Here is a 16,828-nt window from a genome sequence, read left to right as displayed (position 1 = left end):
TAATTAAAGAAAGTTGAGGTGAAAAAAGTGAAAAATGAAATAAATTTTGAAAAAGCAAGTTACATAGCAAAAAAAATATTAGATGTATTTTACATCAATGGATTTCATATGGAATTAGCAAAAGATAAAGAAAACTATGGTTGTAAAAGGAATGAAAGATTTACTGAACACGCCATAAAAACTCTAAATTTTGCATTGTGTATATCGAATTTATATTATCAAAAACACCCAGAGAAAAATACAGATGATAATATAAAAAAGATAGTAGCAGGAGCTTTGTTTCACGATATAAATAAAATACCAAAGTATAAAAAAGAAAAAGAAACAGATTTTGAATTAGAAGATATTGAATATATACTCAGTGATTTAGGGTTATATTCAGAATTTAAAGATTGTGCAGAATTTATTTTATCGTCATCAATACACAAAGGTAGGCAACAAAATACTTATAAAATAGGATATGCATTAGATGAAAATGAAGAGGAAATGGAAATAATTAGATGTGCAGATAAACTTGTAATTATGGATGAAATTGATGATGTAATAAAAAAATTAAAAGAACTGTTTTTATTTCTTAATTTAAATTATAAAATAAACTATTTAAAAATAAAAGAAATTCGTCCAGCCATAACAAATATAATGCTAAAAGCATTGGAACAGCATATTTATGATACGAATAGAAGAATGTTTTGTTATTTTAAAAATTATATTATTTATTTAGGTGAAAAAATTGATTTAGAAAAAGAAATAGATGAAATAGTAAACAAAACTTTATTGATTCCAACTAAAGAAACTAAATACTTAGATGCTGTTGCAAGTAATATCAGGGATAATAAATATAATTTTAATTTTTTTGATATGTTTTTGATATTAGATACAGATAATCAATTAGAAATTTTAAGAAAAGCATTAACTTCAAAAAATGATGATATTTTGTTTAGAGCTTTAAAAAACAGATTTGAAAAGGTCAAAAATAATTTAGACAAGGATTTAATGGAAGATACAAGATTTGAAATAATAAATAACATTTTAAATAGAAAAGAAGATGATATATTTATAGATTTAGTAAGACAAATATTTATATCTTTAAATTCATATCATACATTCTTGTTAAATGAAAAAGTTGAAGATGTATATGAGGAAGTATGGAATATATTTAACCAAGATATATTGAATTTAAATGAAATGGATAAAAAAATAAGTTCTAATATTAATTTTATGAGAAATTTTAAAAAGGTTTTAGATGATGGTGGAAATAAAATTTATTATATTTTAATATCAACCTACATTGCAGACTTAATATTACAAAGAGATGATTACAAAGAGATTATTAATAAAATGAAAGAAAGGTTCAAAGAAAGTTTTGAAAAGAGCATACAGAAATTTTGTATAAATAACAATAATGTAAGTTTGTTAAGGCAAGATTTAAAGGATTATTTTTATGAAGTATATGGTAATAAAGTAAATGACACTGATTATATAACAAGTAACGATAAAATAAAGTCTACTTGTTTAATATGTGGGAGAAAAATACCAGAAGGGTTAGGATTTCAAAAGGGGTTTTTAACTACTAAATATTCATTTAAATCAAAGCCAGAAGAAATAGTTATTAATCAAAAAAATGGAAGACTTACTAAAGAAATAAAACAGCAACCGTATTTATGCAAAATATGTGCTTATGATATGTTGTTACAAAAAATAAATTTTGATTTGTCAGATACTTATTTAAATCCTGATATATATGTTTATACTTATAAAAATATAGATTTTCCAATAAGTATAGACTCTTTTAAAAAAATAAAACGAGAAATCAAAGATAAAATTGATGAAAAAACTTTATATAAAACAAAATTTAATAATAAATCTTTATTCATAAAGGTTGAAGAAAAAGAATTGCAAATAGAAATAAATAAAAGAGAATTGGCCGAGGATTTTTTAAAACCTGAATATAGATTTAATATTTTTGTAGCTACTTCATCAGATGCAGAAAATGTTCTAAAAATGTATTATCAAGCTCTTGTACTTTCTTATTATTATGGTTTAAACACTGTTATTACTTCGTCTAAAACATTAAATTTTGATAATAATGATATTTTATTTAATGGTAATTACAAAAATATTTATTTAAATAAAGTTAAGGTTAATAATTTAACGAAAATTGAAGATTATAAAGGGTTAGAAGAGTCTTTCTATGTATTAAATAGTGTATTTTTGATAGAAGATGTGTATAACGGATTTAAAGGACAAAGAAGTAGGGAATTAATACCACTAATAACAAAGATGTCAGTTCATCCTTTAGGAATATTTAATTATTTAAGGTTTAAAGATTCTAGTGAGAGAGCTGCTTTTTTCAAAGCTATTTATGAAAACAAATTAAATGGTCCATTTATCAATTCTTTATTCAAAATAGCAAATTTGAATGGAGGTGTACAGATGACTGTATGTAGTGAAATTGCAGAAAAAATGTTAAAATTTTGGAAACCTAATAAGAGTGACTCAAGTTATATTATTACTCTTCCTTTTAGACGTTCTGTAAAAACGATTAAAGAAGTTAAGACAAATAATATCCAAGAGATAAAAGAGATTGTGTGTGGTTCGGTAAGAGATTTAGTAGAAAGACATAATACAGTATATTCACCGACATATGGAGTAGACAGGATTAATGCTATAGAACAGTTTGTAGATGTATTTATATATGGTTATTATGAAGGGGTTTGCAAATGTAAAAAAGGAGAATTATCTAAAAATGAAAATTATTTTGCTTCTGCAATAGAGTTTTTGATAATAAAAAAACTATATGAAAATGATACAAAGAAAGAGGAGGAAATAAAAAATGAGTAAAGATTTTTTAAATGTATTAAGAGAAAATAATGCTTTTGCTGAAATGATAACAGATGTAAAGAAAAATAAATATATTCAAATAGTAATACTACGTGAACTTCAATCCTATGGAATATTTACAACAGAAGGAAGAATATTGAATGTGGCAGAAACAACAGCAGGGGTTAAGGATAATTCAAAAGTAACAAGAGTATTGATGATAAAGAGAAAGCAAGTTGCAAGTGAGAGAAGAACAGGAAAGGCACTTAGGAGAAAGTTAATTGAAAAAGGGTTGACTATATGCGGAAGAGAAGATTGTTCACTTATTCAACATCTTTGCGGGAAATGTCCAGATTGTATGTTGTATGGGTATGCAGCACAGGGTGGAGATAATGCAGATACAAATCAGTCGAGAAAAACAAGAGTAATAACAGATACAGCATTTTCAATTAGAGATTATGGTGAAAAAACAGTTGAAGAAATAACATTAAATGCAGTAGATGAAGAAACACATTCAACAGGAACAGCACTATCATCCAAGGAACATATAAAACCTGGGGTTATATTCCCTTGTGTTGAAACATTAGTTGATGTTACAGAGGATGAATTTTTGTATGTGTTAGCTAATATACTTCTAACTACAAGATATGGAGCTGAAGCAAATAGAGGAGGGCTTATTAAAAACCATATTGTTGGAATATATATATCAAATCAAGAGGTATTTACAAATCTTGAACTAACAAAACATTTATATGATGAACTTAAAGATAAACTCGACGACATAGATCTTAATTTAGTTAAAGAGGCTTTCAATAGAGTAGAGGATGAAATTATAAAAAATGCTTTTTCCAGTGTTAAAAAGGTAGACAATATAAATACTTTTATTGAAGAATTTAGAAATTATATAAAAGATGATACAAATCTAATGGAAATTTATCAAAATATTGAAAAACAAATAGAGGAATATAGTATAAGAAAAGTTGAAGAAAAAGGTGAAAAAAGTAAATCAAGAAAGAAGTGATATAGATGTATTTAGCAGAAGTTAAAATAGAGCTTCAAGATTATCTTTTCTATGCCTCAAAGGAGATTAGTGACTACTATATAACATCTAAATATCAACATAATTACAGTTTGAGCTATGCATTTGGTTTTTGCCCTAATAGATATGAAGTGTATTATGACAAGGTATATTACTTAGAAGATTTAAATAATTTGAATAAAGTAGGTATTTATATATATCCTTCTAAATGGGATGGTAATTTAGTAGATTTAAGATTTAATAGTATGAAGGATGGTTATGCACTTAGTATGGAAAAAAACACACCATTTCCTGTGAATGGAGTAATATCGGCAATAGAACCAGAAGCAGTTTTAACAACATACATTTTAAGTAATGAAAAAATAGAAATCAAGAATATTATTAGATTAGGTAAATGGGATACTGCATGTAGAATAAGTTATAACTGGCAACAAGCTAAAGTTATTAAGGCAAATGGAATGTTTGAAGGAGTATATAATTATATGGATTTATTACAAAAACCACAGGAATTTGACATTACAGAACTTTCAATTCCAAATAGGCTTATACAAAATGCTTATTATGAAGAGGAGATAGAATGTATAAAGTCTGAAAATGGAGTTGTGTTGCCAATTTGTAAATATTTTGGGAGTGATGTTGATGAATTGTATAGAAATTATGTTGAAGGAAAGAAGAATAAAAAAAGGAAGTAGAGAAGAATTAATAAAGGGAAGAAATATAAAGTTTTATCAACATCAAGAAGATACATTAAAGGCAATCGAAGAGGCAGTTAAAAATAAAGAACAGCTTGTTATATTTAATACTTCACCGACAGGGGCAGGGAAAACCCTATCGGCATATTCAGCATATTTAAAATATGGGTATAAAACAATAGGAGTGTATTCTACAAATGAACTTATAAAGGATCAGTATAGGGCTTTAAGTGGATTTGATGATTCAAAGGTGGAGTTGGTTTTTAGTGATAAAATAGATGAATTTATGTTAGAAAATGATATAGATAATAGATTGAAAGCAATAGAAATATTATTTAGCAGAGATGTTGTTTTAACTAACCCTGATATATTATATTGTTTAACCTTTACTGATTTTTATAAAGGTATTACAGAAAACTATAGTTTAGCACATCTTTTAGGAAGATATATGATTTGGGTATTTGATGAATTCCACCTATATGACGAAAAACAAAAGGCCGAAATAACATCTATAATTTATGAGTCATATAAGTTAAGGGAAAAGATATCTAAACCAGTTATATTTATTATACTAACTGCAACACCACAGGAAAAAATGCTTGATTCAATAAGAAATATAGGAATTAAGGTTGTTAATGTACATGCAGAGGATGGAGATGAAATTATACAAGAAAAAGTAAAGCTAAAGCTATATCCTTCTAATTTATGGTTGTGGAAAGGCAATGAAGATATTGAAGAATATTTAGAAAAAAATATAGATAATTATATGAAGGAAAATAAATCAATTTTAATAATAATGGATTCTGTGTTCCAAGCAAATATATTATCAGAAAAATTAAAATCAAAAGGGTTAGATATTGCAGAAGTTCATGGAATAAAAAAAGATAATGAACCTTTGAAGTCAAAAATAACGATAGGAACAGCGGCAATTGAAGTTGGAGTTGACCCTAATGATGCAGATGGAACATATAAAGATGTATTAATAGCAGAGGCAAGAAGCAGTGCACAATTTATTCAAAGAATAGGAAGAATTGCAAGAGGAAAAAGATTAGATAGGATTTCTGAAGCGATTATGTTCATACCTCAATATGTGTTTGATAGATTAAAGAAATATGATGGAAATGAAGTAAATAGAAAGGAATTATTTGAGCAATTAGAGAAAATATATTATCAACTTGAAGATTTTGAAGAAGCTTCTAGGGTTGTAGCACCACTTACTATATATAATGCATTTTCAAAAGTTTCGAGAATACTTGGCTGTAGTTTGAAGGAGCTTGAAGATGATTTTTATAAAATAACTTATAAAAATATATTTAAAGTAAAAAAGGAATTAGATGAAATCAATAATTTAATTGATAAGTTTAAACATAAATATGAAGATACATTTAGTCAAGTGCTATTTAGTTTTAGAGATTTTGTACCCACGTGTTATATAGTAGATAAAAAAAGAAATGATTATGTAAATGTAGATATAATTACCGCATTAAGTAGATTTACAGATTTAGAAGTGATTAAGGAAGAAGAGGAAATTAATAAGTATTTAGATAAAGAAAAAGCAAATGGTTTGAGGAAAAAGATAAGAAAGGATAGAAGTTCTATAGCAGTCTTGGTAGGAAAACAAAGTGAAAAAAAACAAGGTGGATTTTATTTTGCACTTTACGAAGAGGATGATGATTTAGATTTTGATGAGCTTACCTATAATGGTTTAAAGTTTGCTGTACTTGAGGTGAGATATAAGAGTGATATAAATAAGAATGCATTAAATCATATTAATGATAAACTTGAAAATATAATTTATCCAGTTGTTATTCAAGATGGTATTCAAATGAATTTACCACCTTTATTTAAAACATTTGATTTTCAAGATAATAAAAAAATATTTATTGGAAGAAATGCACTTTTGATGTGGAGCATACTTCAGAAAAGAAGGGGGATATATTAGTGCTTAAAAAAGTAAAATTTAAATTTAGCTTACATCATAATAACTGTGAGAAAAAGTTAATTTTATATGGTGCAAGCTATAATATTTTGCTTGATAAACTACTTGATAGAGAAGAAGCGGAAAAAATACATGGAAGTAGTATTTTTTCATTATCGCCTTTATATTTAAATTTTAATGAAAATCGAGCAGAGATGTATGTTGCTACTTGGAATGAGGAAGGGATAAAACTTTTAAATGATATAAGAGATAGATTGGTTTTTGAAAATATGGTATTTAATTTTGATTTAAATGGTGAATGTATAGAATTTAAATTTAATTCATATCAAGAATGCAGTAATGATTGTTTTGGATTAAGAATGAAAGATATAAATAATATTCCTTTTTCAGAAATTAAAGATGTTGAATTATTTATAAATACACCTTTTTTTATAAAGCTTGTGAACAAAAATTATTGTTATCCAGATATCGATATAATTTGTAATTGTTTAAAGAAAAATCAATTTAAAATAGAGGGTAACTCTGATGAAATAGACATAAAAAATTTATTTCCAACAAGTTTTTATTTTAAAAACATAAAGGTTAGGTATTGTGGATTAGATATGTATGGTTGTGTAGGTTATATAAAAATCGATATAACTGGATTATCTTTAAAAGATAGAGAGGTATTTATAAAACAACTTGTGTATTCAACATATATAGGAATTGGAGCTAAAAATGCTCATGGCTTTGGAAATATTAATATAAAAATAGATGGGAAGAGTGTACGTGAAATCACAAGGGGATGATTATATTGGAAAATTATATACCAATTTCTTCTATAAATACTTTTGTATATTGTAAAAGAAGATTTTATTTAGAGTATTTTTTGGGGTTTAGAACAGACAATTTTTATACATTAGAAGGCAAAGAGAAACATTCTGATTTGGAACATTGGACGGATGGTGGAAAATATTACAAAAATATATATGTATACAGTGAAAATTTAGGTGTTGAAGGGATAATTGATATTGTTTTAATTAAAGACGGAAAGATAACTATTATTGAAGAAAAGAGGGGGAGAAGGGCAGAATGGGAAAATGATAAATTTCAAGTATTGGCACAAGCTATAGCTTTTGAGGAGACATATAATAAAAAAGTTGATGAGATAAGTATCTATTATGAATTCTCAAATAGAAGAAGATATATAGAAAAAACTGAAGATGAAATTAAAAAATTAAAAGAGATTATAGAAAATATGAAAAGCATAATAACATCTGGTTTAGTACCTAAGTTTGAATATACAAATAGATGTGAAGGTTGTTCTGAAAAAGAAGTATGTTTACCTGAATTTACATTGATTAAAGAGGAGGATTGAGTTGAATACTTTATTTATAGACCAATATAATGGCCAAATATCAAAAAGTGGAGAAGTTTTGTTTTTAAAAGATATTAATACTGAAATAAAATTATTAGATGTAGATGATATCGTTATTTTAAGTAGAGCCACTTTAACAACTCCTGCAGTACATTTTCTTATGGATAAAAAAATATATGTACATTTTTTAACACAAGATGCCAAGTATAAAGGTAGTATAATACCACCTTTAGGCAAAAACATAAATCTACGAGTTATACAATATAAAGCATATGATAGTAACAGATTATATTTAGCTAAGAGGTTTATTTTTGGTAAAGTTAAAAATCAAATTACTATGCTATATAGATGGCAGAAGATATATAATAAGTTTTTGCAAACTGAAATAGATGAGATAAAGTCAATTAAGGCAAAAATTTTAGAGGCAGATAATATAGAAGAACTTATGGGATATGAAGGGATAATTAGTAGAATATATTTTGAAGCATTTAGAAAGGTTATTCCAGAGGAATTTACTTTTAATTCGAGAAGTAGAAGACCTCCAAAAGATGAGATAAATGCATTGTTATCTTATACATATACAATATTTCTTACAAAATGTATAAGTAGTTTAATTACGGCAGGGTTAGACCCTTATTTAGGTTTTTTACATTCCTGTGTATATGGAAGACCTGCACTTGCTTTAGATATGCTTGAGGAAATAAGACCCATTGCTGATGCTTTTGTATTGAATTTAATTAGAAATGGTGAAATAGAAAAGGGTGATTTTGAAGAAAAGTTAGGAGCTTATTACTTAAATAGTGATGCAAGATTAAAATATTTTAAAAGAATAAAAGAAAGATTTGAAAGGCAAACATCACATGTATTAGCAAAAGAAAAAATACCTTTTCAAAAAGTTATTTTATTACAATCAAGGATGCTTGTTAAATATTTAATTGGTGATTTTGATGAGTATATACCTTATACTTTTAAGTAGGAGGGATGTTATTGAATGAGTATAAAAATTTATATGTGATAAGTTACGATATTCCAAAAGATAGAACAAGGAATAGGGTCTCAAAGGTTTTAGAGGGGTTTGGTCAAAGAGTACAGTATTCTTTATTTGAGTGCAGATTAAATAATACCCAACTACAGATGTTGAAAGTGAAGTTAATGAAATTGATAAATAATAATGAAGATAGTATAATAATTTACAGATTAACTCCAGAGGCACAAAGATTTGTTGAATATATTGGTTTAAAGAAACATTTTGATGAAGATATTTTTTACGTATAACATAGGTTGCGAAAAGATTTTCAACTGAAAAATAAATCAAAATTAAATTTATATGAATTAAGTATTTATAATTGTTCTATGATGTTAAACCTTAGAAATATTATTCGCATGAGTATTTTCAGATTTTATAAAAGAATTTTTGAGATAATTTTGTAGAAATATTACTTTAATTTTCAATGTATTCGTAAAATATATAAAGAATCCTTTAATTTCAAGACGTCTTGAAGACAGAGTTAGAATTCTATTTCCCTAGAAAGGGATTAAAACTGAACCAGAATGGATATGCTGGGAAGAGGGCAAGAATTGGAGTTAGAATTCTATTTCCCTAGAAAGGGATTAAAACGATATTGATATGCTTGCGACTTATTGTGATGCATACTCTCGTTAGAATTCTATTTCCCTAGAAAGGGATTAAAACATATCTTGATATTCTTTTCCTACCCTATGTCTATGGAATCCATGTTAGAATTCTATTTCCCTAGAAAGGGATTAAAACCAGGGCAATTGATGGGGAAAGGTATTCTGACATTCAAAAGTTAGAATTCTATTTCCCTAGAAAGGGATTAAAACCCAGTAACAACTAATCTTTGCCATGATTGAGTTGGAATGAGTTAGAATTCTATTTCCCTAGAAAGGGATTAAAACATGAGTGTTCGAAGTGGTGAATTAAATGAAATTTATGCTGTTAGAATTCTATTTCCCTAGAAAGGGATTAAAACTAAATTCTAAACCTTCTTTATCCGCAATTTCTTTGTTAGAATTCTATTTCCCTAGAAAGGGATTAAAACCCAATTTCCACTTTTGATTTAAAAATTACATTACCTGTTAGAATTCTATTTCCCTAGAAAGGGATTAAAACTAAAATAAGTGAAGGTTTTGATGAAATGAATATAATGTTAGAATTCTATTTCCCTAGAAAGGGATTAAAACAAAATAAAGTTATACCAGGCTTGTCAGTGTCTATGTTAGAATTCTATTTCCCTAGAAAGGGATTAAAACTGTATAACAGACGATACATCGGCTTTTATACCAGCGGTTAGAATTCTATTTCCCTAGAAAGGGATTAAAACTTATAAGGTTTGTGAGTATTAGCAGCAATATTCTGTTAGAATTCTATTTCCCTAGAAAGGGATTAAAACATAAATTATAAATTCTAAAGGGTGAGGTGTACTATGAGTTAGAATTCTATTTCCCTAGAAAGGGATTAAAACTAAAAATTACACATAGGTATGTGTAAAAATTACACATAGGTTAGAATTCTATTTCCCTAGAAAGGGATTAAAACATAGAGCTTGTCTCTAAATTTAATTCTCATGCTATTATCGTTAGAATTCTATTTCCCTAGAAAGGGATTAAAACGTCTAAATTAGGAGGTATTCCCTTAGCCCCCACAAATTTGTTAGAATTCTATTTCCCTAGAAAGGGATTAAAACACTTCAAGGTTTATAAAGCTCATGAATGACAACATGGTTAGAATTCTATTTCCCTAGAAAGGGATTAAAACATAGTTAATTGGTTTTAGTTCGTGGTCATCTCGTGATATAGGTTAGAATTCTATTTCCCTAGAAAGGGATTAAAACTAGGGAGAAAACAACAGGCTTATATCGTAAACGAAGCAGGTGTTAGAATTCTATTTCCCTAGAAAGGGATTAAAACCTTATCACAGAAGGTTTAGGAGCTTGCAACACAAGAGGTTAGAATTCTATTTCCCTAGAAAGGGATTAAAACTTTTCTTTGTATATTCATCAAGCACCTTTATATCAGTTAGAATTCTATTTCCCTAGAAAGGGATTAAAACTATGTTCTTGACGACGAATCAACTGACTATACTGCTGGTTAGAATTCTATTTCCCTAGAAAGGGATTAAAACGTGATTTGATGATAGTGAGCTTAGAGGAAGCAAAACGTTAGAATTCTATTTCCCTAGAAAGGGATTAAAACATAAATTCTTGTTTTAACAATTACGCAACTACCCCTTTTGTTAGAATTCTATTTCCCTAGAAAGGGATTAAAACCAACATCATGTGCATGGGATGTTAGGTTGCCTTTGGATGTTAGAATTCTATTTCCCTAGAAAGGGATTAAAACTCTTCCAAAGCGGATTTTAACCTTTCTTGCCAACCTATGTTAGAATTCTATTTCCCTAGAAAGGGATTAAAACATTAGGTATGTGGAATAAATCCCTCTGTTTTATTTCGTTAGAATTCTATTTCCCTAGAAAGGGATTAAAACTCCTCAACTTTGAAATATAAAGTCCATTCTTTATCTTGTTAGAATTCTATTTCCCTAGAAAGGGATTAAAACAAACTCAATATATTTCTGCTCGTCCACAAGGTATATGTTAGAATTCTATTTCCCTAGAAAGGGATTAAAACAAGTCAATAAAAAATGGGATGAAATAAAGGAAAAGATGTTAGAATTCTATTTCCCTAGAAAGGGATTAAAACGAGTTATTTTGTATGTGAATTCTCCATTATATGGTGCTGTTAGAATTCTATTTCCCTAGAAAGGGATTAAAACTAAATTGTTTGGACTTGAAACAAAATGTATAATAAGTTAGAATTCTATTTCCCTAGAAAGGGATTAAAACATAAAATAAATCATTCTTTTGCATCCCCATATACTGTTAGAATTCTATTTCCCTAGAAAGGGATTAAAACGATATTCGTAACGGATACTTTACAGGAATCCCGTTGACATATGTTAGAATTCTATTTCCCTAGAAAGGGATTAAAACAGAAAGAAAATGCAGGAGGCTTTAGCCGTTACTAAAGAGGTTAGAATTCTATTTCCCTAGAAAGGGATTAAAACGGGACTTGAACAAGATTGCTCAAAGAAGGAAAGAAAATGGTTAGAATTCTATTTCCCTAGAAAGGGATTAAAACTTTGCATAAAAACTATAACAATATTTAGTGTTAGGTTTAAGTTAGAATTCTATTTCCCTAGAAAGGGATTAAAACATGTATACTCCAGGTGGACAAGTAGATTATGGTTATTCGTTAGAATTCTATTTCCCTAGAAAGGGATTAAAACCCATAGATGTAATTACCTTCTTTACTCCGAAAAAAGTTAGAATTCTATTTCCCTAGAAAGGGATTAAAACATTGGTAACATAATATCACTCCTTTATGTTATTATGTTAGAATTCTATTTCCCTAGAAAGGGATTAAAACAACAAAGAACTTGAAAAATGGCAAAAACAAAGACTACGTTAGAATTCTATTTCCCTAGAAAGGGATTAAAACCCTCCGAGGGTGCCGACATTAGACGTTAATTGGTATGCGTTAGAATTCTATTTCCCTAGAAAGGGATTAAAACACATAGAAAAACAAAAGGGGGAACAGGTATGTTAAAGGTTAGAATTCTATTTCCCTAGAAAGGGATTAAAACGAATTACTTGAAAATCGGAATGGTATATTTGTTAGATTGTTAGAATTCTATTTCCCTAGAAAGGGATTAAAACTATGTTCCTGTTCTTGAAATTTGAATGTATCTGCTATTTGTTAGAATTCTATTTCCCTAGAAAGGGATTAAAACTTATAACCGGAGGTGCAACATGAATGACTGCAAAGTTAGAATTCTATTTCCCTAGAAAGGGATTAAAACACCCGACTCAGGGTGGAGGGGGCAACAAGATTATCCGATGTTAGAATTCTATTTCCCTAGAAAGGGATTAAAACATAATGAGGGTGAAGGGAGTTCCCAACTCCCATTCACCGTTAGAATTCTATTTCCCTAGAAAGGGATTAAAACTGATAATACAACAGCAGGAAGCTCAAATGCTATATCTAGTTAGAATTCTATTTCCCTAGAAAGGGATTAAAACCTTTGCTTTTCTTATTCCTTCGTTTTCTTGATAAATTTTAGTTAGAATTCTATTTCCCTAGAAAGGGATTAAAACCAAAAACAGAAGAAATTAAGACGCTAAAAGCTAAAATGTTAGAATTCTATTTCCCTAGAAAGGGATTAAAACGGAGATGAAGACGAATCAGGATTTACTGCAACAGGGTGGTGTTAGAATTCTATTTCCCTAGAAAGGGATTAAAACGAATATGAAGTAATAATCAAAGCAATAGAAGAAGCAGGTTAGAATTCTATTTCCCTAGAAAGGGATTAAAACCCATTGCTTTTTTAACTTCTCCGGCAAGCTCTCTATCCGTTAGAATTCTATTTCCCTAGAAAGGGATTAAAACCCTTGAATCTTTGCAGTTTGGAAATTAGCCTTATCCGTTAGAATTCTATTTCCCTAGAAAGGGATTAAAACCAAAATTCACAAAAACACATGCGTTGGGGCTTTATAAAGGTTAGAATTCTATTTCCCTAGAAAGGGATTAAAACAATAAACCTGTTATAGAGTCTTTATCATGTAATTGAGTTAGAATTCTATTTCCCTAGAAAGGGATTAAAACACCAATTATTTAAAATGTCAAGAAGAAAATTAAGGGGCAGGGTTAGAATTCTATTTCCCTAGAAAGGGATTAAAACATATCTGCTTTCATTGTATTAGAGGTATCATATTTTAGTTAGAATTCTATTTCCCTAGAAAGGGATTAAAACATCTATGAATTCAACGGATGCATTGTAGTAGCCAGGATGTTAGAATTCTATTTCCCTAGAAAGGGATTAAAACTCATAAAGCAAACAAACAGGAGATTGGACTGGAGAGGTTAGAATTCTATTTCCCTAGAAAGGGATTAAAACAAAAATCTTATGGAAGGCGACACAAAGTCAATATGGGTTAGAATTCTATTTCCCTAGAAAGGGATTAAAACTCGCAATTATTTAAGGATTTATGCGACAGCAATAAGTTAGAATTCTATTTCCCTAGAAAGGGATTAAAACTTGCTATATGTATTACACATCATTTTTGCTGTCGACCTGTTAGAATTCTATTTCCCTAGAAAGGGATTAAAACTAAAGATATGGCTTATAACAAACAAATTGCATATATGTTAGAATTCTATTTCCCTAGAAAGGGATTAAAACTAATAGAGGGGAGGGGATAAAATGAAATTTAATAAAAAAGTTAGAATTCTATTTCCCTAGAAAGGGATTAAAACAATTTTTTTAGGGTTTAGATATGCAAAAAGAATATTCTTTTCGTTAGAATTCTATTTCCCTAGAAAGGGATTAAAACAATCTATAATGGTTGATGAAACCTTTGTAATTCACCTAGTTAGAATTCTATTTCCCTAGAAAGGGATTAAAACCTATTTTTAATGTCAATTTTCCTTGTTGAACCTTTAGTTAGAATTCTATTTCCCTAGAAAGGGATTAAAACCCAGAGAAGGCAAAGGGAGTTGAAACCTTTATCTGTTAGAATTCTATTTCCCTAGAAAGGGATTAAAAGAGGTTTGAGGTTAGGCTGAGGGCGAACATTTCGCCTAGGCGTTAGAATTCTATTTCCCTAGAAAGGGATTAAAAGGTAGTATATCTAAAAGTTGCTTTACAACACTTGAAGTTAGAATTCTATTTCCCTAGAAAGGGATTAAAAGTTAACAGTTCCATCATTCATTAATGCTAAGGTATGATATGCAATTCTACTTCCCTAAAGAGGGATTAAAAGTCAATTCCTTAAAGGTAAGCTAAAACTGTGTAATAATTAATTTCCCTAAAAAGGGTTTTAAAATGATATTATTTTTGTTTAATATATTTTTAATTGAGTTTTAATATGTGTGTAATTTGCTTTTTAATTGTTTTTAAAATAGGTGCTATAGAGTAATTTTTATAGCACTCTTTTTTAGTAATAATTTTGTTTTTGTAAACATACTATTTCTAAAAATAGTATTTTTTTATTAAACAGGGAGGATATTTATGGGGGATTTTAATCGGGCTGTTGGTATTTTAGAAAATATTATGTTTAATCCTTTTGAGGAAGTGGGGGGAGGTTTTAAGGATTACTCTCTACAAGAACTTGCTTTGGGATTTGAGCTTATAAGGACACTTAGGGATTTACTTTTGAGAGATAGGGAGTTAAAGGGTGAATTAGCCAAGGCATACATAGAAGTTATAAATAGAGAAGAATATAAGATAATAAAGTGTTTTATAGACTTTGTAAAACAAAACTATGAAGTAGTTTTATTGACACGACAAAATAAGCATTTGATACTTGAACAGTTTTTAAATGGCAACAATATAACTTATAACTTATAAAGAATTCATCTTCGGATGAATTCTTTTTCTTTTTAAATTAACCATATCTGGAATTTTTAATATATTTGCAGTAAAATTAAAATATACTTATAAAGAAGGATGTGGTGGTATATTCGGTTATGTTACACCGTTAAAGTCAGAGCTTAAGGTTAGGGAGCTTGATGTTTTCAAGGGTTACTATTGTGGAGTTTGCACATCCCTTGGAAAGATAAACTACCCAACAAAGTACATTTTAAATTACGATATGACCTTCCTCGCTCTATTTTTATCCTCTATAAAGTATGATATGGATAGGCCAAAGAGAAGGTTTTGTGGGTATAAGGTAAATAAAGTAAACTATTTTACCAATGAATATATAGATTATGCAGCTATGATGAATATAATTTTAACCAATAGAAAACTTTTGGATGATTACAATGACGACAAAAACTATATTTCATTTTTACTTTCAAAGATTTTTAATGTGAAAAATAATGAAAAGTTTAGGGATAAAATTGAAGTGATAGACAAAAATCTTAATGAGATGTCCTATTTAGAAAAGCAAAACTCACCTGATATAGACAGATTAAGCCACCTATTTGGAGAAATAACAAAGGAAATATTTGATGTTTTAGAGGGTAAAGTAGGTGAAGTTTTAAAGTATTTTGGGTATAATCTTGGAAGATGGATATATGTAATAGATGCTTTAGATGATTTAGAAAGGGACATAAAGGAAAAGAAGTACAATCCATTGATTTATGCCTTTAACTACAATGAAGAAGAAAACTTTAGAGAAAGGGTAGTTGAAAATATGAGGTTTGTTTTATATAGCTACCTTGAAAACATAACTAAGGCATATGAACTTATTGATATAAAAAAGAATAAGGGGATACTAGATAATATAATTTATCTATCCCTTGCAGACAAGACAGAAAGAATACTAAAGGGGGAAAAGATAAATGAAAAATCCATACGAGCTATTAGGTGTAGACAAGAACGCTTCAATGGAGGATATAAAGAGAGCCTATAGGGAGCTTGTGAAGAAATATCATCCAGATAGATATCATGACAATCCTTTAAAGGAACTTGCAGAGGAAAAGCTGAGAGAAATAAATGAGGCCTATGAATATCTTTTAAATAACCATGAAAAACAACAAGGAGGTTACTCAAGTAGCTATTCATCAGGTGGTTACTATGGCCAAAATAGTTTCTCAGATTTTCAAAGGGTTAGGGAGTATATAAATAGAGGAGACTATTTTAGTGCAGAAAGAGAGTTGAATAGAATAAATATTAGAAATGATGAATGGTTCTATCTTATGGGGCTTATATATATAAACAGAGGTAATTATTCTGTTGGGTATGACTACATAAAAAGAGCATCAGAAATGAACCCATATAATACGGAGTATAGGGATGCACTTTATAGGATGAATAACAGCTATAGAAGTTACAATACTCATTACTATAACACCCCAAGAAGATCAAACGATGACTGCTGTACTATATGTACATATTTATACTGTGCAGATTGCTGTTGTGAATGTTTAGGAGGAGATTTGATTTCCTGCTGTTAA

11 protein-coding genes and 1 CRISPR repeat array are annotated in these 16,828 nt (G+C 28.6%); all 11 genes read left to right on the top strand.

Features of this window, described 5'->3' with window-relative positions; genetic code table 11:
* Positions 1–27 precede the first annotated feature (27 nt).
* The 11 genes from TCEL_RS12045 to TCEL_RS11995 all read left to right on the top strand — a co-directional run bounded on the left by TCEL_RS12045 (position 28) and on the right by TCEL_RS11995 (position 16,828).
* Complete coding sequence (locus tag TCEL_RS12045; RefSeq protein ID WP_018666495.1) at positions 28–2,841, top strand: hypothetical protein; 2,814 nt, start codon at positions 28–30, stop codon at positions 2,839–2,841.
* Positions 2,834–3,841, top strand: a complete 1,008-nt coding sequence (cas7d, locus tag TCEL_RS12040; protein WP_018666493.1) for a type I-D CRISPR-associated protein Cas7/Csc2 — start codon at positions 2,834–2,836, stop codon at positions 3,839–3,841. The genes TCEL_RS12045 and cas7d overlap by 8 nt, the downstream gene beginning before the upstream one ends.
* Positions 3,842–3,846: 5 nt before the next feature.
* A complete protein-coding gene (gene cas5d / locus TCEL_RS12035) occupies positions 3,847–4,551 on the top strand; it encodes a type I-D CRISPR-associated protein Cas5/Csc1 (RefSeq protein WP_018666491.1) in 705 nt (234 codons plus the stop codon).
* The gene (cas3, locus tag TCEL_RS12030; protein ID WP_040684103.1) at positions 4,499–6,493 is read left to right on the top strand and encodes a type I-D CRISPR-associated helicase Cas3'; all 1,995 of its coding nucleotides are present in this window, start codon (positions 4,499–4,501) and stop codon (positions 6,491–6,493) included. The genes cas5d and cas3 overlap by 53 nt, the downstream gene beginning before the upstream one ends.
* Entirely contained in the window at positions 6,493–7,278 is a 786-nt protein-coding gene (gene cas6, locus TCEL_RS12025; protein WP_018666487.1) for a CRISPR system precrRNA processing endoribonuclease RAMP protein Cas6, read from the top strand. Before cas3 ends, cas6 begins: the two co-directional genes overlap by 1 nt.
* Positions 7,275–7,847 (top strand): CRISPR-associated protein Cas4, encoded by a 573-nt coding sequence (gene cas4 / locus TCEL_RS12020; protein WP_084739383.1) that lies wholly within the window; start codon positions 7,275–7,277, stop codon positions 7,845–7,847. Before cas6 ends, cas4 begins: the two co-directional genes overlap by 4 nt.
* Before the next feature lies 1 nt (position 7,848).
* Positions 7,849–8,823, top strand: a complete 975-nt coding sequence (cas1, locus tag TCEL_RS12015; RefSeq protein WP_018666483.1) for a CRISPR-associated endonuclease Cas1 — start codon at positions 7,849–7,851, stop codon at positions 8,821–8,823.
* Between the two features lie 11 nt (positions 8,824–8,834).
* Positions 8,835–9,122 carry a CRISPR-associated endonuclease Cas2 gene (gene cas2, locus TCEL_RS12010; protein ID WP_018666481.1) on the top strand — a complete coding sequence of 96 codons (288 nt, stop codon included), beginning with the start codon at positions 8,835–8,837 and terminating at the stop codon, positions 9,120–9,122.
* Between the two features lie 232 nt (positions 9,123–9,354).
* Positions 9,355–14,617: a CRISPR direct-repeat array (repeat unit 35 nt; unit sequence GTTAGAATTCTATTTCCCTAGAAAGGGATTAAAAC).
* Between the two features lie 319 nt (positions 14,618–14,936).
* Positions 14,937–15,275: a hypothetical protein gene (locus TCEL_RS12005; protein WP_040684101.1), complete on the top strand. Its 339-nt coding sequence runs from the start codon at positions 14,937–14,939 to the stop codon at positions 15,273–15,275.
* 19 nt (positions 15,276–15,294) lie between these two features.
* Complete coding sequence (locus TCEL_RS12000) at positions 15,295–16,284, top strand: DUF5685 family protein (protein ID WP_341348983.1); 990 nt, start codon at positions 15,295–15,297, stop codon at positions 16,282–16,284.
* Complete coding sequence (locus TCEL_RS11995) at positions 16,214–16,828, top strand: J domain-containing protein (RefSeq protein WP_040684100.1); 615 nt, start codon at positions 16,214–16,216, stop codon at positions 16,826–16,828. Before TCEL_RS12000 ends, TCEL_RS11995 begins: the two co-directional genes overlap by 71 nt.

Origin of the sequence: Thermobrachium celere DSM 8682 (genome assembly GCF_000430995.1) — a bacterium.
In the GTDB taxonomy this organism is placed as follows: Bacteria; Bacillota; Clostridia; order Clostridiales; family Caloramatoraceae; genus Thermobrachium; species Thermobrachium celere.
The sequence above is the reverse complement of the archived record's forward strand: the minus strand, read 5'-3'. Positions and strand labels throughout refer to the sequence as shown.